General features: G+C 67.9%; 17 protein-coding genes. 8 read left to right on the forward strand and 9 right to left on the reverse strand.

The features are described from left to right. Positions 1-193 precede the first annotated feature (193 nt). Both add and WT97_RS07375 read right to left on the reverse strand, forming a co-directional pair. The gene (gene add / locus WT97_RS07370) at positions 194-1,294 is read right to left on the reverse strand and encodes an adenosine deaminase (RefSeq protein ID WP_059500550.1); all 1,101 of its coding nucleotides are present in this window, start codon (positions 1,292-1,294) and stop codon (positions 194-196) included. A 45-nt stretch (positions 1,295-1,339) separates the two neighbouring features. After that, positions 1,340-2,689, reverse strand: coding sequence for an NCS2 family permease (locus tag WT97_RS07375; protein ID WP_060353239.1), 1,350 nt, complete (start codon positions 2,687-2,689; stop codon positions 1,340-1,342). 94 nt (positions 2,690-2,783) lie between these two features. On the opposite strand from WT97_RS07375, the gene WT97_RS07380 reads away from it, so the two are divergent. Further along, entirely contained in the window at positions 2,784-3,692 is a 909-nt protein-coding gene (locus WT97_RS07380) for a LysR family transcriptional regulator (RefSeq protein WP_059500548.1), read from the forward strand. 30 nt (positions 3,693-3,722) lie between these two features. Here the strand turns inward: WT97_RS07380 and WT97_RS07385 are convergent, their stop codons facing one another. The 4 genes from WT97_RS07385 to WT97_RS07400 form a co-directional block, all read right to left on the reverse strand. Next, positions 3,723-4,775, reverse strand: a complete 1,053-nt coding sequence (locus tag WT97_RS07385; protein ID WP_060353240.1) for a nucleoside hydrolase — start codon at positions 4,773-4,775, stop codon at positions 3,723-3,725. Positions 4,776-4,785: 10 nt separating this feature from the next. Beyond that, on the reverse strand, positions 4,786-5,898 hold the full coding sequence (locus tag WT97_RS07390) for a porin (protein ID WP_060353241.1): 1,113 nt from the start codon (positions 5,896-5,898) through the stop codon (positions 4,786-4,788). Between the two features lie 161 nt (positions 5,899-6,059). Continuing rightward, positions 6,060-7,367, reverse strand: coding sequence for a hypothetical protein (locus WT97_RS07395; protein WP_082751352.1), 1,308 nt, complete (start codon positions 7,365-7,367; stop codon positions 6,060-6,062). Between the two features lie 392 nt (positions 7,368-7,759). Then, the gene (locus tag WT97_RS07400) at positions 7,760-9,178 is read right to left on the reverse strand and encodes an MFS transporter (RefSeq protein WP_060353243.1); all 1,419 of its coding nucleotides are present in this window, start codon (positions 9,176-9,178) and stop codon (positions 7,760-7,762) included. A gap of 428 nt (positions 9,179-9,606) precedes the next feature. Here WT97_RS07400 and WT97_RS07405 point away from each other — a divergent pair, with 428 nt between their 5' ends. Then, positions 9,607-12,069: a DUF3772 domain-containing protein gene (locus WT97_RS07405; protein WP_060353244.1), complete on the forward strand. Its 2,463-nt coding sequence runs from the start codon at positions 9,607-9,609 to the stop codon at positions 12,067-12,069. 139 nt (positions 12,070-12,208) lie between these two features. On the opposite strand, the gene WT97_RS07410 is transcribed toward WT97_RS07405, so the two are convergent. Continuing rightward, positions 12,209-13,720, reverse strand: coding sequence for an aldehyde dehydrogenase family protein (locus tag WT97_RS07410; RefSeq protein ID WP_060353245.1), 1,512 nt, complete (start codon positions 13,718-13,720; stop codon positions 12,209-12,211). A gap of 634 nt (positions 13,721-14,354) precedes the next feature. Here WT97_RS07410 and WT97_RS07415 point away from each other — a divergent pair. The 3 genes from WT97_RS07415 to WT97_RS07425 all read left to right on the forward strand — a co-directional run bounded on the left by WT97_RS07415 (position 14,355) and on the right by WT97_RS07425 (position 18,119). Further along, positions 14,355-15,935: an amino acid permease gene (locus WT97_RS07415; protein WP_060353246.1), complete on the forward strand. Its 1,581-nt coding sequence runs from the start codon at positions 14,355-14,357 to the stop codon at positions 15,933-15,935. A gap of 135 nt (positions 15,936-16,070) precedes the next feature. Next, positions 16,071-17,339, forward strand: a complete 1,269-nt coding sequence (locus WT97_RS07420; RefSeq protein ID WP_060353247.1) for an FAD-binding oxidoreductase — start codon at positions 16,071-16,073, stop codon at positions 17,337-17,339. Between the two features lie 105 nt (positions 17,340-17,444). Continuing rightward, positions 17,445-18,119, forward strand: coding sequence for a TetR family transcriptional regulator (locus WT97_RS07425; RefSeq protein ID WP_034204121.1), 675 nt, complete (start codon positions 17,445-17,447; stop codon positions 18,117-18,119). Positions 18,120-18,184: 65 nt separating this feature from the next. On the opposite strand, the gene WT97_RS07430 is transcribed toward WT97_RS07425, so the two are convergent. Together WT97_RS07430 and WT97_RS07435 are read right to left on the reverse strand one after the other, a co-directional pair. Next, positions 18,185-19,966, reverse strand: coding sequence for a phospholipase D-like domain-containing protein (locus WT97_RS07430; protein WP_060353248.1), 1,782 nt, complete (start codon positions 19,964-19,966; stop codon positions 18,185-18,187). A 105-nt stretch (positions 19,967-20,071) separates the two neighbouring features. Next, positions 20,072-20,830, reverse strand: a complete 759-nt coding sequence (locus tag WT97_RS07435) for a DeoR/GlpR family DNA-binding transcription regulator (RefSeq protein ID WP_006491117.1) — start codon at positions 20,828-20,830, stop codon at positions 20,072-20,074. A gap of 218 nt (positions 20,831-21,048) precedes the next feature. Here WT97_RS07435 and WT97_RS07440 point away from each other — a divergent pair, with 218 nt between their 5' ends. From WT97_RS07440 to nadE, 3 genes are all read left to right on the forward strand, one after another. Continuing rightward, a complete protein-coding gene (locus tag WT97_RS07440) occupies positions 21,049-21,234 on the forward strand; it encodes a hypothetical protein (protein ID WP_006480515.1) in 186 nt (61 codons plus the stop codon). A 200-nt stretch (positions 21,235-21,434) separates the two neighbouring features. Then, the gene (locus WT97_RS07445) at positions 21,435-22,304 is read left to right on the forward strand and encodes a DMT family transporter (protein WP_060353249.1); all 870 of its coding nucleotides are present in this window, start codon (positions 21,435-21,437) and stop codon (positions 22,302-22,304) included. A 190-nt stretch (positions 22,305-22,494) separates the two neighbouring features. Further along, positions 22,495-23,361, forward strand: coding sequence for an ammonia-dependent NAD(+) synthetase (nadE, locus tag WT97_RS07450; protein WP_059789275.1), 867 nt, complete (start codon positions 22,495-22,497; stop codon positions 23,359-23,361). The last annotated feature ends 37 nt before the right edge of the window (positions 23,362-23,398 follow it).

Raw genomic sequence — 23,398 nt, forward strand, 5'->3', positions numbered from 1 at the left:
TGACGCTACGGATGCGGGACATCCGGCCCGAACGACTCGTACGCCCCCGGGCCCGCCTGAACGAAGTGGGCCGGGCACGCATCACCGCCGGCTTCGTCGTCCATCGACGTTGAACGCCGCACGACGTCAGGCACCACCGAAATCGCGAGCCTGGTGCCCCGCTACGCCGGGTTGCGCGATGCCGGCGGCTCGCTCAACCCGCCGCAAGCGCTGCAGCGAGCGCATCGAACTCCGGGGACCATGCGGCACGCCACGCAGCCTTCGTTGCATCGTCGACCCACGCGCCGTCGATCCCGTTCAGCATGAACTGCTTCAAGTCGGCCACTGTGAAGCCGAAATGACTGAACATCAGTTCCCACGCCTCGCTCGGATCGACCTTGTGCAACGTCGGATCGTCGGTGTTCGGATGAATCTTCAACCCGAGGCCGGGCATCTTGCGCATCGGATGCCGCTCGGCCCATTGCTCCGGCGGCAGCGTGCGCAGATAGTACGAATTCGTCGGCACAACGGTAAACACGATCCCGCGCTCCGCGTAGCGCGCGCACAGCTCGGGATTGTCGACGATCGTATAGCCGTGATCGACACGGTCGACCTGCAGCAGATCGACGGCCGTCTCGACGTTACGCCACGGCATCCCGAATTCGCCCGCATGCGCGGTCGTGCGAAAGCCGGCCGCGCGTGCATTGCGGTACGCCTTCCAGAACAGCTCGGGCGGCCGGTCGTTCTCGCGATAGTCGATGCCGAGCCCCGCGACTTCGTCCGCGCGATTCGCCTTCATCCACTCGACGACCGCAACCGCTTCGTCGGGATCCTGCTCGCGATCGATGCTCGGAATCAGGCGCGCGCCGATTCGAAAATCGCGCGCGGCATCGCGGATCGCGGTCACGATCGCGGCCTGCGCGTCCGCATACGCGATGCCCGATACCCGCACCGTTCCCGTCGGATTCCAGAAGAACTCCGCGTGCCGCACGTTGTGCGCGGCCGCGTCTTCCAGATACTCGTATGCGATTCGTCGCAGGTCGTCGGGTTGCGTCAGCAGATACCGGTCGAGCGCGCGCAGCACGTGCAGCACGCCGACCGGCTTCTCGCCGCGCGCGTAGAACGCGTCGATCTCCGCACGCTCGATCGGCGCGCCGCTGCGTTCGGCCAGTGCGACGAACGTATCGTGCCGCACCGCGCCGAGCAGGTGGCAATGCAGCTCGACCTTCGGCAACGCGTGGAAGAAGGCCCGATGGGCCGGCGTGATCTCGATGCCCGTGCGCGCGGCCGGGACGTTGCCTGGTGTTCCCTTCATGTCAGTCTCTTTTGCGGTAGTGCGATGCGTCGCGCAAGCCGTCTCTCAGTGCGGCTTCACGACGGTCCAGAAGTAATAGCCGAGCGGGATCGCGAGTACGACGAGCCCCCACGACACGTCGCGCCAGCGGCCGGCCAGCAGCTTGACGAGCACGTAGCACAGCAGCCCGCCGGCAATGCCGGTGCCGAAGCTGTTCGACATCAGCGTGAGCAGTACCATCGACATCACGGGCAGCGCATCGGTGAAGTCGTCGAAATGCGTATGACGGATCGTCGCGAACATCGACAGCCCGATCAGGATCAGCGCCGGCGCGGTCGCCTCCTTCGGGATCGCGAGCGCGACCGGCACGAACAGCAACATCGCGGCGAACAGCACGGCCGCCGCCAGCGACGACAGCCCGCTGCGGCCGCCGGCTTCGACGCCTGCAGCCGATTCGATCAGCGCGGTCAGCGCCGGAATGCCGAACACGGGCCCGAGCGTCGCGGCGAGCGAATCGACGAGGAACGGCCGGTTGATGTTCGGCAGGTTGCCCTGTTCGTCGAGCAGGTTCGCCTTCGCGCCGACCGCGAGCGCGGTGCCGAGCGTCGAGAAGAATTCCGCCGCGAAGAACGCGAACAGGTACGGCGCGGCGGCCAGGCTCAACGCGCTGCCGATATCGAGCTTGAACGCGATCGGCGCGATGCTGTGCGGCAGCGACACGAACGACGCCGGCAGATGCGTGACGCCGAGCGGCACGCCGGCCGCGGCCGCGACGAGGATCGCGATCAGGATCGCACCGGGCACCTTGCGCGCCTGCAGCACGATCGCCGTCGCGAGACCGATCAGCGCGACGAGCGCGCCCGGCCGCGAGAAGTCGCCGAGCGCGAACGCGTTGGTCGTCGCGTTCGCGACGACCATCCCCGCATTGCGCAGCCCGAGCATCGTGACGAACAGCCCGATTGACGCGCCGAGGCCGAGCTTGATCTGCACCGGAATCAGCCGCACCACGACGCCGCGCGCGCCGAGGATCGTCAGCAGGAAGAACAGCACGCCCGACACGCACGCGATGCCAAGGCCCGTCTGCCAGCCGACGTGCTCGGTCGTCGCGAGCGTCACGCCGATGATCACCGAGCCGCCGATGCCGGGGCCGACGAGGAACGGCAGGTTCGCGTACAGCCCCATCAGCGTGGTGAACAGCACGAACACGACGATCGTCGCGGTCGTCGCCGCGCCGCGCTCCATCCCGCCCGTCGCCAGCAGCGACGGGATCACGACGAGCAGGTACGCGGCCGCGAGGAACGACGTGACGCCCGCGATCGTCTCGGTGCGCACGCTCGTGCCGCGCGCGGCGAGCGCGAAGCGGCGTTCGAGCCAGTTGGCCGGCGCGCGCGCCGGCATCGTGTCAGTCGCTGACATGGTGGTTCTCCTGTGATTCCGAATATTGTCCCGTGTCGGTTCGTGCAGCGCGGCCTTATACTGCCGCGTACCGCATCCCGACCGTTATTGCCCGATGTCCGACCGCTCGTCGCTGCTCCCCGCGCTCACGCTGCGGCAGGTCCAGCACTTCGTCGTCCTTGCGCATGCACGCAGCTTCACTCAAGCCGCGCAGGCGCTGTCGCTCACGCAGCCGGCGCTCACCGCGTCGATCCGCCAGATCGAGTTCCTGCTCGGCGGCCGCCTGTTCGCACGCACCGCCCATCGACTCACGCTGACCACTGCCGGCGAAGCCGTGCTACCGCTCGCCGAACGCCTGCTCAATCAGGCGCGCGGCACCTTCGACGACATGACGCGCCTCATCGGCGAACGCATCCAGACCGTGCGCATCGCGTTCATTCCGTCGGTCGCGGGCCGCCTGCTGCCCGCGCTCAACGCATTGCGCGGCACGCATCCGACGTTGCGCTTCACGCTCACCGATTTGCCGAACAGCGCACTCGTCGAAGCGGTGCGCGACGGCGTCGCGGATCTCGGCATCGGCGTACGCGAACCGGACACCGACGACGGCACGCTGCGCTACCGGCAGCTGTTCGAGGACGAGATCGTGATCGTCGTGCGGCACGACGATCCGCTCGCCCGCGCGAAGAGCGTCACGTGGGCGAAGCTCGTCGATCGCGAACTCGCGGTGTTCGTGCGCGGCAGCGTCAGCGAATCGCTGCATCGCACCGGCGGCGCCGGGAAGCTGCGCCTGAACGTCACGTACCGGATGGAATACACCGAGCCGCTCTACGCGCTCGCGCGCAACGGCCTCGCGATCGCCGTGCTGCCGAGCCTCTACACGATGCATCTGCACGATCCCGAACTCGTCGCACTACGCGTCGACAAACCGCGCGTCACGCGCGCGATCTCGCTGATCTCGCTCGCTGCCGACGATCGCGGCCCGCACGTGCGCGCGTGCCGCGAATGGATTGCGAAGCACATCTGATGCCGCGTTCGCCGCGCTTGCCGAGCGCGCTCAGGGCAGCTTCGCGATGCGCTCGACGAGCGTCGCGTAGAAGCGGTCCGCGTCGACCTCGTTGATCCACGTCGCGTTCGCCGCACGGCCGCTGCGCCCGTTCCAGTCGACGATCGTCTCGCCGAGCGTCCACTGCCCGGTCGTCTCGACCACCACATTCACCTTGCGTCCGCCGAACAGCGTCGGATCGACGAGATAGCCGACGGCCGTCGGGTCGTACATCGGCGCGTCGTCGATCCCGCGCCGCTTCCTGTTGTATGCGAGCTCCGCCTCCATGATGTCCGCGACGATCGCGCCGCAGCGGTTGCCGAGCGCGCGGAACGGTGCGACGCGCGCCGGCGTGATCGGCGCCTTCACCGCGACGTCGCGCGGCAGCACGACGATCGGCACGCCGCTGCCGAACACGACGTCGGCCGCCTGCGGATCGACGTAGACGTTGAACTCGGCGGCCGGCGTGATGTTGCCGCGCTCGAAGAACGCGCCGCCCATCAGCACGATATCGCGCAGCGCGGCGCGAATCTGCGGCGCTTCGACCAGCGCGGTCGCGATGTTCGTCAGCGGGCCGAGCGCGCACAGCGTCACGCTGTTGGGCGTCGCGCGGCTCAGCGTATCGACGAGGTACGACACCGCGTGACCGGCGGCGAGCGGTGCGCGCGGCGCGTGCAGTTCGACGCCTTCGAGCCCCGTCTTGCCGTGCACGTTCGCGGCCGTCACGAGCTCGCGAACGAGCGGGCGCGGGCAGCCCGCATACACCGGCAGCGTCGTCGTGCGGCCGGCCCAGTCGCGGACGATCCGCGCATTGCGTTCGGTCAGGTCGAGCGGCACGTTGCCCGCCACGGCCGTCAGCGCGCGCACGTCGAGCCGGTCCTGCGCGCCGAGCGCGAACAGGATCGCGATGGCGTCGTCCTGCCCCGGATCGGTATCGATGATCACCGTGCGGCGCGCGGCAGCGTCGCCTGCCGCGAATGCGCCCGTTTCGGGCAGCAGCGCGGTGCCGGCCAGCGCGGCGGACAGTTTCAGGAAGGTGCGACGGGATGCGATCGGATGGCTCATGGTCGGGTGCTCAGAAGACGTGCCGGACGCCGAGCGTCGCCATCATCTGGCGCGTGCCGGTCGAACGCGCATACGCGAAGATCTGCGCATGATCCGCGTCGCCGGCCGCCTGTTGCGCGATCACCGTCAGCGCGACGTCGGTGCGTTTGGACAGGAAGTAGTCGGCCTGCAGGTTCACCTGATGCCATTTCGGACGCTTGTCGATCACGTCGTACTTGCCGTTCGTGAACGCATACGCGGCGCCCAGAAAGAGCTGCGGCGTCATCGTGTAGACGACGTTCACGCCGAGGTTCTGCAGGTGCAGGTGCGAATTGTCGAGGTAATCGTAGCGCACGTCGGTGAACATCGCGGCGAACTGCGCGCGGCCGATCGTGTAGAAGCCGCCCGTGCCCGCGATCCGCTGCCGGCTCGCATACGCGGCCGGCGTCATCGCGCTCTTGCTGAAGATCAGCAGCGGCGACGCGTAGTCGTTCGCGATCGCGCCGTCCTGGTTCGTCGCGCTGTAAGGATGGTTGTACTGCGCATAGACCGCGCTCCAGTGCAGCGGGCCGCGTTCGTAGCCGAGCCCGAAGCTGTACGCGCTGTTGTTCGCGAAACCGGTCGCATTGCTGAAGCCGTACAGCGCGGTGAACTTCAGCCCGTAGTAGACGGGGCTCACGTACTTCACCGAGTTCTGCACGCGAATGTCGTTGTAGCCGTTGTCGTTGTCGCCGATGTTCACGCCGTTGCTCGCGATGATCACGGGCCCGATGTAGTCGTGGATCGCGTCGTACTGGCGACCGAACGTCAGCGAGCCGTAAGTGCGATCGGCCAGGCCGACGTACGCCATGCGCCCGAACTCGCGGCCGTTCTGCGCGGCCGTGCCCGTCATCACGTTGAAGCCGTTCTCGAGTTGGAACACCGCGGACAGCCCTTGCCCGAGATCCTCCTTGCCCTTCAGCCCCCAGCGCGGGTTCTGGTTCGTGCCGGACAGCGCCTGCCACGCGTTCTTGCCGCCCTGGTTCGTCGCGAACCCGACACCGGCCGAGATGAGACCGTACAGTGTGATGCTGCTTTGCGCACAGGCATGGGTCGCGAAGGCGCCGAGCATCGCGAGCGGAGCGAGCTTGTAGAGAGTTTTCATGCGGGTCGTGTGGTCGGTGGTGGTCCAGGCGCGGCAGGGTTCCGCGAAACTGGACTCGACTATACGAACCCGGATCGGATAATAAAAGTTTGCTTTCTTTATATCTCGATAAAACGGATTTATTCTCATCCTCGCGCCGCCTGTGTTCGGCGCACCGGCGCTCAGTCCGCCGTGTCGCCACCCTTCGGCAGCTTCGACCATGCGCCGCGCCCCGGCATCGGCGACCACGCCGGGCGGGTCTTGCGGGCGCTGTCGATCACGACCAGATAGCGGCCCGCGATCGGCGTGACGTCGCGATCGCGACGCAGGACCCACAGCGACTTGCCGGCCTCCACGCGAGCCTGGTAATCGTCGTCGAGCAGGCCGTGCCGGTCGAGGAACGTGTTCAGCGACGCGGGAATCCGCACGCACCCCTTCGAGTGCCGGATGCCGAGCAGCGCCTCGAGCCGGTCGGGATCGGTCGCATGCATCTGGAAGCGCATCGGCGACACGCCGCCCTTGCCCCAGCCGCGCTCGCCGTCCACCCAGCCGAAGTCGTAGATGCGCATGTCGCGGCGCCCGTAGCCGCGAATGCCGTTCTCGTTCGTCGTCCCTTCCGCGCGAAAATCCATCGTGTCGGGCGAGTGATGAAACACGCCGAGCGGCGTCAGGAAATGGTCGTACTGGCCCGGCAACCCGGTGCCGACCGGCGATGCGCCGATCATCAGCCACGCATTGGCCGGCGTCGCGCGGAAATAGATGAACAGCGCCTGCACGTTCGGCGCGCGGTCGACCATCGCGACGTATTCGCCGGCGAGATCGCCGAGATCCGCATCGGCGAGCGCTTGCTGGAGCCGCTCGCCATACGCGCGCTGCTCGCTCGCCGGCACGTTCAGGCGTCGCGTGACTTCCTGCGTGAAACGCTTGCGCATGTCGAGCGCGCGCGTCGTCGCGTTCTGCGCCTCCTCGGCCGACAGCGGCGGATGCCGGCGCGGCGGAGTGGGGGGAGGCGGCTCGGCCTCGCTGGCAGGCGTGCCGGAGGCAGCCGATGCTGGCGCGCTGGCCGACGCGGCGGAAGCGGCCGACGCACCCGATGCCGCGCTCGCGGGTTCCGCGTGATTCACGTGATTCGCTTGTGACGCGGCGGATGTCGGCGCGGCGGCCGATGCGCCCGACGCTGCCTGCGCGGACGAAGCGGGATGCGTGAGAGAGGCCACCGATGCAGGCGACGCACCGGATGACGATTGCACGGCCGACGACGGCGCGTCGGGCGCGGCAAAGGCAGGCCGTTCGGCGAGAACGGAAATCGACATCGTCGCAGCGAGCCACACGTATGCGGCGACTGCGCGGTGACGGCAACGCGGCTTTGCAAATTGCCGCGCCAGGTGGGCAAGAATCATACGTTCGAAGCCATCGGCCGATCCGGCCGCCGCAGCGTGCTGTTGCGAGCGGCGCATCTTCCGCGCAAGCCATCGACACGTCCGGCGCATCGCGTGCGCCCGGCGCCGACGCCTCTTCGCGGCGGAGCCGTTCGCCGATGCAACGCGGGCGCTCCGATGGCGGCTAATGAGTCGTCAGGCCCTTCATTTTACTCGTCCATATGCGAATCGGCTGCGATGGAAATCGCGATTTCACGGCGAAATTGCGCTTCGTCACGCTTTGTTTCAACTCGTTGCCGCTTGCGTATTCGTAGCGTGGCAAGCTCGTGTGTTGACGTTTCGTCTGCGGCCGAGCGCGTGCGAGATCGAGCCGGTTCGATCGCACTTCCCGGTTGATTCGCACAACAAAGTAACTTGGCGACCGGACGGCCCAAACCGGAAACCTGTGACCGCCTCGCACGCATGCCGCAACGAACCGTGCGACACGCGTGCGCACCTGCCCGCTACTTCGAGATGGTTTCGAGCGCGATGCCCTTCGTGCGCGGCCCCATCCAACCGATTGCCGCCATCACGATCACCATCGCGCCCGCGATGAACGCGAACACGCCGAACGTGCCGAAACCGCGCAGCACGGCCGCGATCACGAACGACGAGAAGATCGCCGAGAAGCGGCTCCACGAATAGACGAAGCCGACGGCGCGCGCGCGAATCGACGTCGGGAACAACTCGGCCTGGTACGCGTGGAAGCTGTACGACATGATGTTGCTCGCCAGCGTGAGGCCGATGCCGAGCACGATCAGGAAAGCACCCACCTTCGTCTGGCTGAACAGCAGCCCGCAGACAACGATCGCCGCCGCCATCGCAACGATCACCGACTTGCGCTCGAAGCGGTCGGCGATCGCGAGACCGATCAGCGGGCCGATCGGCGCCGCGAGCGCGATCACGCTCGAATACATCAGGCTCGACGTGATCGTGATGCCCTGCTTGATCAGCAGCGTCGGCACCCAGTTCGCGAAGCCGTAGAAGCCGACAGTCTGGAACACGTTGAAGATCGTCATCATGATCGTGCGGCTGCGATACGGCGGCACCCACATGTCGCGGAAGCTGCCGCGCGGCGGGACGGGTTCGGCCGGTGCCGGCGGCGGCAGCGGCCGGCCGTATTCGGCTTCTACCTTCGCCTCGAGCACGCGCATGATGCGGTCGGCTTCGTCGACCCGGCCCTGCTGCGCGAGCCAGCGCGGGCTTTCCGGCAGTTCGCGGCGAATCCACCACACGAACAGCGCGCCATGCGCGCAGATCAGCACGACCCAGCGCCAGCCGTCGAGGCCCAACGGTGCGTGCGGCACGAGCAGGTAAGCGAGGAACGCGACCACCGGCACCGCGACGAACCCCACCGCCTGCTCGCACGCGAACGCGCGGCCGCGAATCTGCTTCGGCACGAGTTCGGAGATGTACGTGCCGATCGTCACCATCTCGACGCCGAGGCCGAGACCGACGACGAAGCGCCAGAAGTTCAGCCCCGCCGCGGTGTCCTGGAACGCCATCACGATGTTGGCGGCCGTATACCACAGCAGCGACCACGTGAAGATCGCGCGGCGGCCGAAGCGGTCGGCGAGAAAGCCGCACGCGATCGTGCCGATGAAGAGCCCGGAAAACAGCGCGGCGATGAAGCTCGCGACGCCGGTGGTGCCGAACAGGCCGTGCGTGGTCGCGGAAAGGATGCCGCTTTTCACGAGGCCCGGCGCGATGTAGCCGCTGTACAGCAGGTCGTAGAGTTCGAAGAAGAAGCCGAGGCTCAGCAGCACCACGAGCTTCCAGACGCTGCGCGTCGCCGGCAGGCGGTCGAGGCGGGCCGAAATGGAACCGGGGTCGATGGAGGGGGATTGGGCAGGTGCCTGGTAAAGGCTGTCCGTTGAGGCCATCTTGGGCGCGTCTCCTGATCGTGTCGTGTTGTGCGTCGTCCGCCGAACCGCCGCCGGGCGGATCGCTGCATTGTACCGGCACGCCCGTTTGACGCATGGGCAAGGCAGCCGGCCGGACGCGTTCTAGGCGCCGAAACAATCCGATGCCCCATTTTCCCGCCTGATAATGTGTAACTTGCGTAACCGTGTGTCGGGCACGGAAAGCGCGTCCGCGCGGCGCTCCGGTGCCATCGGCCGCGCGCGCAGGCCGGTAACGACGGGGTTGCCGCGCTGTTTCGCGCAGGCACGCGCCGCCGATATCGCCGCGGACGACGAGACGCAATCGGTACAACCACGCGTTCCGCGCCCCGGTAACATGCTAGCGGGCCAACTACCGGCTTCCGGCTGCCTTTCGGCAACCGGCATTGTCGGCAAATCGTAAGCATTCCATGTCCATACAACGACTATCCACGTACGCCCGCCGGATCGCGCTGATCGCGCTGCTGCAGTTCGCGGCCATTGCGACCGCGTCGGCATTCCCGGCCGCCGCTTCCGCTCCCGTCGCGAGCGGCGTCGGCGCATCCGTGCCGGCCATCTCGCTGCCCGACGCCGTCGCCCAGCTCAAACAGATGCAGGCGGAACTGGACCGCATCAAGCAGCAGACCTCGACCACGTCCAACAGCAAGGAGCTGGACGCGCTCGACGATTCGGCGCAGGAACTGAGCACCGATGTCGCGAAACTGCAGAGCGATCTCACGCCGCAACGCGCGCAGGTCCAGGCGCAACTCGACGTGCTCGGCCCGCCGCCGGCCGAGGGCGCCGCACCGGAAACGCCTGCCGTCGCGAAGCAGCGGGCCGCGCTCGACGCGCGCAAGACGCAGATCGATGCCGCGCTGAAGCAGGCCGCCGACCAGAAGGCGAGTCTCGCGAACCTGACCGAGCAGTTCGCGAAGCTGCACCGCAGCTTGCTGAAGAACCAGCTCGCGTTCCGTTCGGGCAGCATCTTCAGCGCGCAGTTCTGGCTGCCGCTGTTCCACCTGGCGCCGGACGATCGCCAGCGGCTCGATGATTTCAACGGCGAACTGTTCGACATGCTGCATTCGTCGTGGGTCCCCGGGCAACGGGCGATCACCACGCTGCTGCTGATCGCCGCATTCGCCGCATGGCTCGGCGGCCGCCGGCTCATCGAGCGCGGGCTCGCGTGGATCGCGCTGAACCGTCTGCCGCCCACCCGCTTGCGCCGCAGTGCGCTCGCGCTGTCGACCGCGCTGTCGACCTTCCTCGCGACGGCCATCGCGATTCAGATTTTCTACCTCGCCGTCGCGCGCCACTACGAACTCACGCCGTCGCTGACCGATCTGTGGGACCAGTTCGCGAAACTCGCCGCAACCTGCGCGTTGATCGCCGGGCTCGGCCGCGCCCTGCTCTGCACGAAGCATCCGTCGTGGCGACTGCCTGCGCTCGCCGACCCGGTCGCGCTCGCGATGAAGCCGTTCCCCAGCATCCTGGCCGCGCTGCTGCTGGTGTCGGGCACGCTCGAATCGATCAACCGGATCGTCGATACCAGCCTGTCGGTCACGCTGCTCGGCCGCGGCATCGTATCGCTCGTCGTCGCGCTGACGGTCGGCGCATCGCTGCTGCGCGCGAACCGCGCGCGCAGCGCACTCGCGGCGGCAGGCGAGGCACCCGAGCAACGCTCGACGCTCGCCGGCCTGATCCATGCCGGCGTCACGCTCGCCATCGTCGCTTCGTTGATCGCGCTCCTGATCGGTTACATCACGGTCGCGCGCTTCATCACGTACGAGCTCGTGTGGTTCGAGATCGTGCTGTGCGCGACCTACATCCTGATCCAGTTGACGCGCGACGCGAGCGAAAGCCTGTTCTCGTCGAGCCTGTCGTCGGGCCAGCAGATCAAGCATCTGTTCGCGCTCGAAGACCGCCACCTCGACCAGGCGCGCACGGTCCTGTCCGGCTTCGGCACGAGCCTGCTGATGCTGATCGCGGCGATCGCGCTGCTGACCGGCGGCTTCGGCACCACGCCGAGCGACCTGCTCGACAGCGCGGTCGCGATGATCGGCAGCCAGCGGCTGCAGAGCCTGAACATCATGCCCGACCGGATCATGAACGCCGTGATCGGCTTCGCGATCGGCTTGTACCTGCTGCGCTCGCTGCGCCGCTGGCTCGACGGCGAGTTCATGCCCGCGCTCGGCATGGATACGGGCATGCGCGTGTCGCTGATCACGCTGTTCACCAACGTCGGCTACGTGTTGCTCGTGCTGATGACGCTCGGGCTGCTCGGCGTCAGGTGGAACAATCTCGCGTGGATCGTCAGCGCGTTGTCGGTGGGGATCGGCTTCGGCCTGCAGGAAATCGTGAAGAACTTCGTGTCGGGGCTGATCCTGCTGACCGAGCGCCCTGTGAAGGTAGGCGACATGGTCAGCATCGCGGGCGTCGAGGGCGATATTCGCCGCATCAACGTGCGCGCGACCGAGATCCAGCTGAGCGACCGCTCGACCGTGATCGTGCCGAACTCGCAACTGATCTCGCAGAACGTGCGCAACGTGACGATGGGCAACAGCACGCAGGGCGTCGCGACGCTGGTGCTGACGTTCCCGCTGAACACCGATCCCGAGCAGGTGCGCGACCTGCTGCTCGATGCGTATCGCGAGCACCAGGCGATTCTCGAGAAGCCGGCGCCGTCGGTGACGTTCAGCCAGCTTACGCCGGACGGGATCACGCTGAGCGTGACGGGTTACGTGTCGAGCCCGCGAATCGCGAGTTCGACGAAAAGCGATCTGCTGTTCGAGATCCTCAAGCAGTTGCGGGCAGCGGGGATTACGTTGTCGAGCCCGCAGATGCTGGTGGTGCAGAACATGCCGGCGAACGATGGTTCCACGCGGCACGAATCGTAAGTCGACCATCGAGCGGGTACGCTCGCGATCGATCGGCGCGCCGCGCGCCACGCAGTAAGCGAAATGGGCCGGTTACCGCTTCCACGGCAACCGGCCCATTTCATTCGACCGTCGAAGCGCCCAAGCAGGGCGCCTGCACTTATACGTCGAACTTCACCCCCTGCGCCAACGGCAACTGCCGGCTGTAGTTAATCGTATTCGTCGCGCGACGCATATAAGCCTTCCACGCATCCGAACCCGACTCACGCCCGCCGCCCGTTTCCTTCTCGCCGCCGAACGCGCCGCCGATTTCCGCGCCGCTGGTGCCGATGTTCACGTTGACGATCCCGCAATCGCTGCCGGCTGCCGACATGAACTGCTCGGCTTCACGCATGTCGTTGGTAAAGATCGCCGACGACAGCCCCTGCGGCACCGCGTTGTGCACGGCAATCGCGTCGTCGAAATCGTCGTAGACCATCACATAGAGAATCGGCGCGAACGTCTCACGCTCGACCACCGCCGTTTGCTTCGGCATCCGCACGATGGCCGGACGCACGTAGTACGCATCCGCGTGACCGACGTCCACGCGCTCGCCGCCCTTCACTTCGCCGCCCTGCTCGCGCGCGTCGGCCAGCGCCTTCTGCATCGCGTCGAACGACGCACGATCGACCAGCGGGCCGACCAGCGTGCCTTCCTCGAGCGGGTTGCCGACCTTCACCGACGCATACGCCTTCTCGATGCGCGGCAGCAGTTGCTCGACGAGGCTGCGATGCACGATCAGGCGGCGCAGCGTCGTGCAGCGCTGGCCGGCCGTACCGACCGCCGCGAACGTGACCGCGCGCACGACGAGGTCGAGATCCGCGCTCGGCGCGACGATCATCCCGTTGTTGCCGCCGAGTTCGAGGATGCCGCGTGCAAGGCGCTGGCTCAGCACCTTCGCGACTTCCTGGCCCATCCGCACGCTGCCCGTCGCGCTGACGACCGGCACCTTCTTCGACGCCGTCAGCACCTCGCCGACATCGCGCATGCCGAGCACCAGTTGGCTCAGCTCGGCCGGTGCGACGCCCGGATGCGTCTTCTCGAACTCGCGCAGCGCCTTCTGAAGCAGCACGTGACACGCGATCGCGGTGAGCGGCGTCTTCTCGGACGGCTTCCACACGACCGAATCGCCGCACACGAACGCGAGCGCCGCATTCCACGCCCACACCGCGACCGGGAAGTTGAACGCCGAAATCACGCCGCACACGCCGATCGGGTGCCACGTTTCCATCATCCGGTGGCCCGGACGCTCGGACGCGATCGTGAGGCCGTAAAGCTGGCGCGACAGGCCGACCGCGAAATCGCAGATGTCGATCATTTCCTGCACTTCGCCGAGGCCTTCCGACGTGATCTTGCCGGCTTCGAGCGTGACGAGGCGGCCGAGCTCGACCTTGTGCTCGCGCAGCACGTTGCCGAACACGCGCACGAGTTCGCCGCGCACCGGCGCCGGCACCGTGCGCCACTTGAGGAATGCGTCGTGCGCGGCGTCGATCTTGCGTTCTGCGTCGGCGGGCGTGTCGACGGCCAGCGTCGCGAGCGTCGCGCCGTCGAGCGGCGAACGCGCGGTCAGCGCGTTGCCCTTCCACTGGGCGAGATCGATGTCGAGCGCGGCAAGAATGTCGTTGAATTGCATCACTTCCTCTTCAGGGACAGATTGATCGGTGCGGCGGCAGCGCCGCCCGCGTGATTCGATTGGAGCGCGTTCGAGCGCCTTGTGCAAGCGGATGCGCCGCGCGGCGGGCCCGGTGCGCCATCCGGCGCATCACGCTGCGCCGTCGCCGGAAAGCCAGGCCGGACGGCACGCCCCAGCCTCGCGAGGCACGATCCATGAAACGCATTGTCGATGGCCACAAGTCGGGCCGCTATTGATATTAACTCACGACTTCATTCCAAAAACGCAAGAAGTCAGCAAGCCCGCCATCCCCGTTTCCGTACCGATATGGGACTTTTCCCAAGCCCGTAACCGGGCGCTCGGATGCGTCGCGACACGACACAAGTTGATGACCATCTCGCATCACCCTGTTCGGAAATATCGTTTGCCGCCGGTGCACCGGGCACACACAATCGGTGCGACGTCGAGGTGCAACGCACCCGGCGCGCCGCCGGCCGCCACCACGGCAGCCGGACGACCGACGAAGGCGACACGCACCACGGCCCGGCTCAGCGGGCCCGTTCCGCACCGCATCACCGCTACCCGGCCGCGGCCGGCAACGCGTCGCGCTTCGTCACCGAAAAAACAATCCCGGAGACAGCGCCCAGCGCACGCCATGCATTCAGATGCCCGCCCCGATTCGTCCCGTCCGTCCGGCTCGCCGCCCGCGAAGCCGTCCCTCCACCGCGCGTTGCAGGCCCGCCATCTACGGATGATCGCGATCGGCGGCTCGATCGGCACGGGGCTGTTCGTCGCATCCGGCGCGTCGATCTCGCAGGCCGGCCCCGGCGGCGCGATGCTCGCGTACATGGTGATCGGCCTGATGGTCTACTTCCTGATGACGAGCCTCGGCGAAATGGCCGCGTTCATGCCGGTGTCCGGGTCGTTCGCAACCTACGGCGCGAAGTTCGTCGACGAAGGCTTCGGCTTCGCGCTCGGCTGGAACTACTGGTACAGCTGGGCCGTGACGCTGGCCGTGGAGCTCGTCGCCGCGCAGCTCGTGATGCACTACTGGTTTCCGGACGTGCCGGGCGTGTGGTGGAGCGCACTGTTCCTCACGCTGATCTTCACGCTCAACGCGCTGTCGGTACGCGGCTTCGGCGAAGCCGAATACTGGTTCGCGTTGGTCAAGGTGCTGACGGTGCTCGCGTTCGTCGGCGTCGGCCTGCTGATGATCTTCGGGATCATGCAGGGCGGCCCGAGCGCCGGCTGGGGCAACTTCACGATCGGCGACGCGCCGTTCGTCGGCGGCTGGGCCACGATGCTCGGCGTCGCGATGATCGCGGGCTTCTCGTTCCAGGGCACCGAAATGATCGGCGTCGCGGCCGGCGAATCGGAAAATCCGCGCACGACAATTCCGCGCGCGGTGCGCCAGATCTTCTGGCGAATCCTGCTGTTCTACGTGTTCGCGATCTTCGTGATCGGCGTGCTGGTTCCGTACACCGATCCGAGCCTGCTGAAGAGCGACGTGACCGATATCGGCGTGAGCCCGTTTACGCTCGTGTTCCGCCACGCGGGCCTCGCGTTCGCGGCCGGCGTGATGAACGCGGTGATCCTGACGGCCGTGCTGTCGGCCGGCAACTCGGGCATGTATGCGTCGACACGAATGCTCTACAACCTCGCGGTCGAAGGCCGCGCGCCGAAGTTGTTCGCGAAGCTGTCGCCGGGCGGCGTGCCGCGCAACGCGCTGTATGCGACCACCGCCGTCGGCGCGCTGTGCTTCCTCACGTCGCTGTACGGCGACAAGACCGTCTACCTGTGGCTGCTGAACACGTCGGGCATGGCCGGCTTCATCACGTGGCTCGGCATCGCGGTCAGCCACTACCGGTTCCGCAAGGGCTTCCTGAAACAGGGCTACCGGCTCGACCAGTTGCCGTATCGCTCGAAGTGGTTCCCGTTCGGTCCGCTGTTCGCGTTCGCCCTGTGCTCGGTCGTCGCGCTCGGCCAGGACTACCGCGCGTTCCTCGCCGACAAGATCGACTGGACGGGCGTCGCTGCGACCTACATCGGCCTGCCGTTCTTCCTCGCGATCTGGCTCGGCTACGCGCTGGTGCGTAAGTGCCGTCTGGTGCGCTACGAGGACATGGAAATCGCGCCGTGGATCGACCGCAACGCGACGCCCGACGTCGTCGAAAAGGCCGACGCCGGCTATCCGGCCTACGTCGCCCGGCCGGTCAACCCGACGCCGGGCGCCTGACGCCCGGCAACGCGCAGGCGGCCGCCCGATCGCGGCGGCCGCTGCGCTGAAAACCCCATTCGACGCGGCGCGCGCGTTCAGGCAAGATCGACGCCCGCCGTCCGTTTTTCCGCCGCCACGAATCACCGAAAACGCATGCAGAACTTCTACGAAGCCACCGTTACCCGCCAGCCCTACCCGCAACTGACCGGCACGACCGATACGCAGGTCTGCATCGTCGGCGGCGGCCTCGCCGGCCTGTGCACGGCGCTCGGCCTCGTCGAGCGCGGCGTGCGCGACGTCGTCGTGCTCGACAGCGAACGGGTCGGCTTCGGCGCGTCGGGCCGCAACGGCGGCTTCGTGTTCGGCGGCTACAGTCTCGACAACGCGGACCTGCTGCGCACGCTCGGCCGCGACGAAGGGCGCCGGCTGTACCGGCTCACCGTCGATGCGGTCGACCTGATCCGCGCGCGCATCGCCTGCTACGGGATCGACTGCGACATCGTCGACGAAGGCGTGATGCTCGCGAACTGGTTCGACGATCCGTCGCGACTCGACGGTGTGCGCACGCTGATGAAAAACGAGCTCGGCGTCGAGTGGGAACCCGTCCCGACCGGCGCGCTGCGCGAGCGGCTGAAGACGCAGCGCTATTACGGCGGCCTGTTCGAGCCGAACGCGTTCCACTTCCACCCGCTCAAGTACGTGCTCGGCGTCGCGGCGGCCGCCTCGCGCGGCGGTGCGCGCGTGTACGAGCGTTCGGCCGCGCTGGGCATCGCGCGCGACGGCGCCGGGTACGTCGTGCGCACGGGGCAGGGCGCGGTACGCGCAAAGGACGTCGTGTTCGCCGGCGGCGGCTACGCGCGCGGCGTGTCGCCGCGCATCGAGCGCGCGGTGCTGCCGATCGCGACCTACGTGATCGCGACCGAACCGCTCGGCACGCGCCTGCCCGACGCGATCGACGCGCCGTACGCGATCTACGACACGCGTTTCGCGTTCGACTACTACCGTCCGCTGAAGGACACGCGGATCCTGTGGGGCGGCCGGATCTCCGTGCTCGACCGCGGCCCCGACGCGATCGCGCGCCTGCTGCGGCGCGACCTGCTGCGCGTGTATCCGCAACTGGAAGGCGTGAAGGTCGACTATGCGTGGGGCGGGTTGATGAGCTACGCACGGCACAAGATGCCGCAGATCGGCCGCGACGCGGACGGCGTGTGGCACGCGATCGCTTTCGGCGGCCACGGGATGGCGCCGACCACGGTGGCCGGCGAGGCGCTCGCCGCCGCGCTGGCCGAAGGCCGGCCGGTGCCGGACGGCTTCGCCGCGTTCGGGCTCACGCGCACGTTCGGCCTGGCCGGCCTCGCCGCCGCGCAGCTCACGTATACGGCGTACCAGGCCCGCGACGCGCTCGCGTCCTGCCGCCGCTGAGCGCCCGCGGCCGCCTTGCCGATTAGAGCGGAAGGTCGGCCGGGCGGGCATTTCCCACATGCTAGAATGGCTTTTCCAAGCCGCCGCGAACCACAACAAAGTCACATGAAAGCAGGAAGCAAGGCCGCCACGTCCGACACCCGCGCGCTTGCGTCCGACGCGCGGCGCAAATACGATCCCGAGCAAACCAAGCGCAACATCCTCGACGTCGCCACGCAGGAATTCTCCGCGATGGGCCTCGCCGGTGCGCGCGTCGACGCGATCGCGGAGCGGACGAACACGACGAAGCGGATGCTCTACTACTACTTCGAAAGCAAGGAAGGCCTGTACGAGGCCGTGCTGGAGAAGGTGTACGGCGACATCCGCGCGCTCGAGCAGGAACTGCACGTCGGCGACATGGAGCCGCGCGAAGGCATGCGCCGTCTCGTCGAATTCACGTTCGACTATCACGACAAGCATCGCGATTTCGTCCGTCTCGTGTCGATCGAGAACATCCACGGCGCGAAATACGTCGAACAGCTCAAGTCGTTCAAGAACCGCAACGTCAGCATCATCAAGACGCTCGAGGAACTGCTCGAGCGCGGCGCGGCCAGCGGCGCGTTCCGCAAGGACATCGACGCGTTCGACCTGCACCTGCTGATCAGCTCGTTCTGCTTCCATCGCGTGTCGAACCGCTACACGTTCGGTGCTGCGTTCGGCCGCGATCCGTCGGCGCCGCGTCTGCGCGCGCGGCATCGCGACACGATCGCCGACGCGGTGCTCCGCTACGTCGCCGCGTAAGCGGCGGCATCAGCCGGCCGGGGCGCGACACGTCCGCGCCGTTGGCACTGCAACGTTTCGGCGCATCAGTCCGTCGGCTCGGTCGACGCCAGCGCGATCCGCGCCTTCTGTTCGGGGCTGCCTGCCACGTAATACTTCTTCGCCCAGCTCGAATCGGGCGCAAGCGCGAGCCGCGCATGCGCACCCGTGCCCCGCTGCTTCGCATCGATCGCCAATGCGCGTGCGCGGTAGTGCTCGTAAAGCCGCAGGAATTCCGCGAGATAGATCGCCGCGATCCGCTTGTCGCGGATCTCGAGCAGGTTCTCGTCGTTGTACTGCTCGGAATTGCGGCTCATGTTCGCCGAGCCCGTATAAACGACCGGATTCGCGCCTTCCGCATCGATCACGATGAACTTGTGATGGATCACGACGGGCGGAAAGGCCGGCGCCGGCTCGCCCGGGAAAAGCCGCAGCTCCGGCTCGAAGCCTTGCGGCACCGTGGCCGGCGAAAAATACGACGCGTCGATCACGTCATGGTTGTCGCGGCTGCGGTGGTACAGCTCGAGGTTCGCGAGCGTCGCCGCATCGAGCGACTGGCCGCCCTGCTGCGCGGCATCGGCCTTCGTCGCGCTGCCCGCGTTGATCCGGTTCACGAGGCCGAACATCATCAGCCCGCGGTCGCCGGCCGCGAAACACGCATCGCGCAGCGCCGCGTCGGTCGGCATGAACAGGCAGAACGACACCGAATGCTTCGCGGCCGCGATCGCGGCGACGATCGTATCGATCTCGGTACGCTGCCCCGACGGCTCCGGCGAGTACGCGACGCGTACCTGCGCGCTGCCGATCGTCATCGGCGCCGACCAGCCCGGCGACAGCCGGGCGGTCTCCGCAATCGACGGATTCCCGGCCAGCGCGTGGGCGCGCTCGTTGTACAGCGCGGCGAGCGCGGGCGAATCGAACGCGTGCAGCACGTTGGCCTGCTCGGTCAGCCCCTCGGTCGTGAAGTTCGCGGAACCGGTCAGCACGCGCGCGGGCGCCGGGCTGGACGGCGCATCGGTCACGATGAACTTGTCGTGCATGATGTGCGTCCGGTCGCGCGGCGCGAGCGTCGCAAGGCCCTGCAGCGCATCGACGGCCGGCTGGTTCGGCGACGGCAGCGGCGGCTTGCCCTTGCGCGCCGTCGTATGCGCATCGTAGACGATCGCGAGCGACGCTTCGCCGTGCCGGCGGCCGAACGCCTCGAACGCGGGCAGCGCCCACAGCGTGTCGGTCAGGTGATAGACGGCCGACACCGCGCGCGACGCAGGATCGAGCATCTCCGCGAACACCTGCTCCATGTCGTTCGCGAGCCACGTGCGCAGCTTCAGCGCCTGCTCGGCGCTCGGCGCCTCGTTCGGCGCGAGGCCCAGCGCCGCGACCTGCTTCGCGAACGCCTGCGAGCTGACCACCGCGCGGTTGAACCACGTGCCGATGCCGTCCTCGATGTGCGCGGGCAGCACGACGTCGCACACGCCGGCTTGCGCGTCGAGCACCTGCAGGTTCGCCGGCGTGCCGACGACCGGATAGACGTCGTAGCGGAACGACGCGCCGCGGTCCTGCGGATCGATGCGCGCGTCCCACCACATGAATTTCTGAATCGGCGCCTGATCGGTCGGCGCATCGCCCTGCGTGTCGGCGGCCGGGCCGTCGAACGTCAGGCGATTGGGCAGCCAGCTGTCCGGCGCACGCGTCTTGCCGTCGGCCGACCAGAAGCCCGGCGTGCGCCGGATCGCGAAGCCGAGGAAATCGGACCGCGTCGCCGCATCGGGCCAGTCGAAAGCCAGCAGGACCAGGGTGGGGGAAAGATAGCTGCGCACGCTGACGGTCATTCGTTGCTCCCTGGCCCGGCGGCCGATCGAGATGAATGGGTCAGTCTTGACGACGGTTCTTCCCGCACGATGACCGTTCGATGAACCTTGTATGTCGGACGCGCGTCAGTCGCACACGAGCAGCTCGATCCCGCGCGCCGTCAGCGCGCGCCGCACGGCCTTGTCGGGCGCGCGCTCGGTCACCAGATAGCGGGCGGCGGCCGCGCCGTTGATCCGCACCGGCGTCACGCGGCCGAATTTCGAGTGGTCGGCGACGATGATCGCCGTACCCGCCGCCGCGATCATCCGGCTGCGCACTTCGGCCGCGAGCCGGGAGTAGTCGGTGCACTCGCCGTCGGGCGTGATGCCGCCCGCGCCGACGAACGCGAAATCGACGTGGTATTGCGCGAGCTGATGGATCGTGTCGAGACCGAACGTGGCGTCCTCGTCGTCGGACAGCTCGCCGCCGAGCAACGTCACGCGGTTGCCGTTGCGCCGCGCGAGCACGAACGCGGTACGCCAGTCGTTCGTGTAGATCGACAGCCGGTGCCGATCGGCGAGCGCCAGCGCGACCGCGTGCGGTGTGCTGCCCGAATCGATCAGCACCGATGCATCGTCGGGCACGAATTCGGCCGCGCGCCGCCCGATCGTGCGCTTCGCGTCGGCGTTCGCGGCTTCGCGCTCGGACAGGCTCGGCTCGCGGCGATCCGCGGCCAGCGCGCCGCCGTGCGTCATCACGAGCAGGCCGCGCGCGGCCAGCGCGTTCAGGTCGCGCCGCACGGTTTCGCGCGATACGTCGAGCGAACGCACGAGTTCCGCGACCGACAACGCGCCCGACCGTCCGAGCTCCGACAGGATGTATTGATGACGTTGTTCCGCCAGCATCGCGTGTACGCCCGAGGCGACTTGTAATGGGTAAGCCGGCCATTGTATTACGGACGTTTGACGACCATTTGACCGCGCCGGGTAATGCAACCGGGCGGCGGCCGGGTGCGCATCCCGAAAGCGAAATTCTGTATTGTCTGGCGCGCGCGAATCCGCGCGGCGCCGGTTGCTACACTTTGCGCTTCGCCGAACGAACGACCGACAAAGGGGCTCGCGCCATGTATCGCAAAGGCAGTGTGATCGAAATCCAGTTCCCGCCGGAACGCCTCAACGACGCGGCAGGCGATCCGTACTGGATCGACCTGACGCTCGACGAAGCGCGCCGGCTCTACGAACAGCTCGCCGCGCGCTTCGCGACCGACGCGCGCGCCAACCAGCCGCTCGACACGTTCTCGATCGACTGATCGTCGCCGCGGCGCGCCCCGTCCGCGCCGCGCCGTGCGGCGGCTGCTCGTCCCCGCCGCCCCGCACACCGGCGCGATGACCGCCGGCACGACGGCACGCCGCGCGGCCCGAGTGCAGGATTCGACAAGACGCCGGCGCCGCTTCGGCCGATACTGGCCGACTTTCCGGTTCCGTCCGGCCGCCTCGCGGCCCGTCACGCATGCTTACCTCGATCGTCGCCGCCGCTTTCGTCGCGCTCTGGTCCACCGGCTTCATCGTTGCCCGGGCGATCAAGCCTTACGCCGATCCGAACCTGTTCCTGCTCGCGCGCTTCGCGGGCACGGCCGCGCTGTTCGGCGTGGTGGCGCTCGTCGCGCGCGCGCCGTGGCCGGCCCGCCGCGAATGGCCGCGCCACCTGATCGCCGGTGCGCTGCTGCAAGGCGTCTATCTCGGTGCGAGCTACTGGGCCGTCGCACAAGGGCTGAATGCGGGCGTGATGGCGCTGCTCGGCGCGCTGCAGCCGCTTGCCACGGCCGTGCTCGCGGTCCCGCTGTTCAACGAACGCCTGCCCGCGCGCGGCTGGCTCGGGATGGCGCTCGGGCTGGCCGGCGTCGCGCTCGTGCTCGCGCCGAAAGTCACGGGCGGCGTCGCGCCGCCGCCGGGCGCGGCGCCTGCTTGGCTCGTCGTCACCGTGTCGGTTCTGGCGGTCGGGTCGATCACCGCCGGCTCGCTGTACCAGAAAGGCAAGCTCGCGCAGAGCGATCTGCGCACGGCGGTCGCCGTGCAGAACTTCGGCGCGGCGATCGTCGCGGCCATCTTCGTCGTGCTGCTCCACGAAACCCGCTGGATCGGCGCGCCGGCGCTGTGGATATCGCTCGTGTGGGGCGTCGTGTTCCTGTCCGGCGGCGCGGTCACGATGCTGATGTGGATGCTGCGGCGCGGCAATGCGGCGCGCGCGACGTCGCTGCTGTTTCTCGCGCCGCCGCTGGCCGCGCTGCAGGGTTACGGGCTGTTCGGCGAAACGCTCGCGACGATCCAGCTCGCCGGCTTCGCGCTCGCGCTGGTGGGCGTCGTGCTCGCGCGGCGCTGACCCGGCCATCGGGCGCCGCCCGGATGCCCTTCGCGCCGCATCCCGCCCCCGCCCGGCGCACCGCGCACCACGGCGATGCGCCGCGTCTCGCCGAAGCAACGCGAAACCGCCGGATCGCAGGCCCGGCGCGGCGGCACGCCGCGATTGCGCTTATGATGTGCGCCTTGCATTTCGTTCCGGAACTTCACTCATGACATCCGCCGATTACGCCAGCCGCCAACGCGCGATCATTGCCGAACTGAACGTCGCGCCGCACTTCGACGCCGAAGCCGAAATCGATCGCCGCGTCGATTTCCTCGCGCAGTACCTTCGTTCGACCGGCCTGCGGACCTACGTGCTCGGCATCAGCGGCGGCGTCGATTCGTCGACGGCCGGCCGGCTTGCGCAACTGTCGGTCGAGCGCCTGCGCGCCGAAGGCTACGATGCGCGCTTCATCGCGATGCGCTTGCCGAACGGCGTGCAAAACGACGAAGACGATGCGCAGCGCGCGCTCGCGTTCGTGCGCGCGGACGAGGTATTGACGGTCGACGTGAAGCCGGCCGCCGATGCGATGCTCCGTTCGCTGGTCGCGTCCGGCCACGCGTTCGAAACGCCCGCGCAGCAGGATTTCGTGCACGGCAACATCAAGGCGCGCGAGCGCATGATCGCGCAGTACGCGGTGGCCGGCGCACGGCGCGGCATCGTGATCGGCACCGACCACGCGGCCGAATCGCTGATGGGTTTCTTCACGAAGTTCGGCGACGGCGGCGCGGACATCCTGCCGCTCGCGGGCCTGAGCAAGCGTCGCGTGCGCGGCGTGGCGCGCGCGCTCGGCGGCGACGAGCTGATCGTGATGAAGGTGCCGACGGCCGACCTCGAGGAGCTGCGCCCGCTGCGCCCCGACGAGCACGCGTATGGCGTGACCTACGACGAGATCGACGATTTCCTCGAAGGCAAGCCGGTCGCCGACCGCGTCTACGAAACGGTGCTGCGCTTCTACGACGGCTCGCGCCACAAGCGCGCACTGCCGTACACGATGTTCGACTGGCCGGTCGCGCAACCCGGCCACTGCGGCTGATCAACGGCGCGGCGCCACTGCGTCGCGCAAACCCGAA

This window comes from Burkholderia sp. MSMB1459WGS, assembly GCF_001534535.1.
Lineage (GTDB): Bacteria > Pseudomonadota > Gammaproteobacteria > Burkholderiales > Burkholderiaceae > Burkholderia.

Excerpts from the sequence above, each read along its gene's own strand:
- add (WP_059500550.1), bottom strand. The coding sequence starts at position 1,294 with ATGAAGGGAACACCAGGCAACGTCCCGGCCGCGCGCACGGGCATCGAG.
- WT97_RS07375 (WP_060353239.1), bottom strand. The coding sequence starts at position 2,689 with ATGTCAGCGACTGACACGATGCCGGCGCGCGCGCCGGCCAACTGGCTC.
- WT97_RS07380 (WP_059500548.1), top strand. The coding sequence starts at position 2,784 with ATGTCCGACCGCTCGTCGCTGCTCCCCGCGCTCACGCTGCGGCAGGTC.
- WT97_RS07385 (WP_060353240.1), bottom strand. The coding sequence starts at position 4,775 with ATGAGCCATCCGATCGCATCCCGTCGCACCTTCCTGAAACTGTCCGCC.
- WT97_RS07390 (WP_060353241.1), bottom strand. The coding sequence starts at position 5,898 with ATGAAAACTCTCTACAAGCTCGCTCCGCTCGCGATGCTCGGCGCCTTC.
- WT97_RS07395 (WP_082751352.1), bottom strand. The coding sequence starts at position 7,367 with ATGCGCCGGACGTGTCGATGGCTTGCGCGGAAGATGCGCCGCTCGCAA.
- WT97_RS07400 (WP_060353243.1), bottom strand. The coding sequence starts at position 9,178 with ATGGCCTCAACGGACAGCCTTTACCAGGCACCTGCCCAATCCCCCTCC.
- WT97_RS07405 (WP_060353244.1), top strand. The coding sequence starts at position 9,607 with ATGTCCATACAACGACTATCCACGTACGCCCGCCGGATCGCGCTGATC.
- WT97_RS07410 (WP_060353245.1), bottom strand. The coding sequence starts at position 13,720 with ATGCAATTCAACGACATTCTTGCCGCGCTCGACATCGATCTCGCCCAG.
- WT97_RS07415 (WP_060353246.1), top strand. The coding sequence starts at position 14,355 with ATGCATTCAGATGCCCGCCCCGATTCGTCCCGTCCGTCCGGCTCGCCG.
- WT97_RS07420 (WP_060353247.1), top strand. The coding sequence starts at position 16,071 with ATGCAGAACTTCTACGAAGCCACCGTTACCCGCCAGCCCTACCCGCAA.
- WT97_RS07425 (WP_034204121.1), top strand. The coding sequence starts at position 17,445 with ATGAAAGCAGGAAGCAAGGCCGCCACGTCCGACACCCGCGCGCTTGCG.
- WT97_RS07430 (WP_060353248.1), bottom strand. The coding sequence starts at position 19,966 with ATGACCGTCAGCGTGCGCAGCTATCTTTCCCCCACCCTGGTCCTGCTG.
- WT97_RS07435 (WP_006491117.1), bottom strand. The coding sequence starts at position 20,830 with ATGCTGGCGGAACAACGTCATCAATACATCCTGTCGGAGCTCGGACGG.
- WT97_RS07440 (WP_006480515.1), top strand. The coding sequence starts at position 21,049 with ATGTATCGCAAAGGCAGTGTGATCGAAATCCAGTTCCCGCCGGAACGC.
- WT97_RS07445 (WP_060353249.1), top strand. The coding sequence starts at position 21,435 with ATGCTTACCTCGATCGTCGCCGCCGCTTTCGTCGCGCTCTGGTCCACC.
- nadE (WP_059789275.1), top strand. The coding sequence starts at position 22,495 with ATGACATCCGCCGATTACGCCAGCCGCCAACGCGCGATCATTGCCGAA.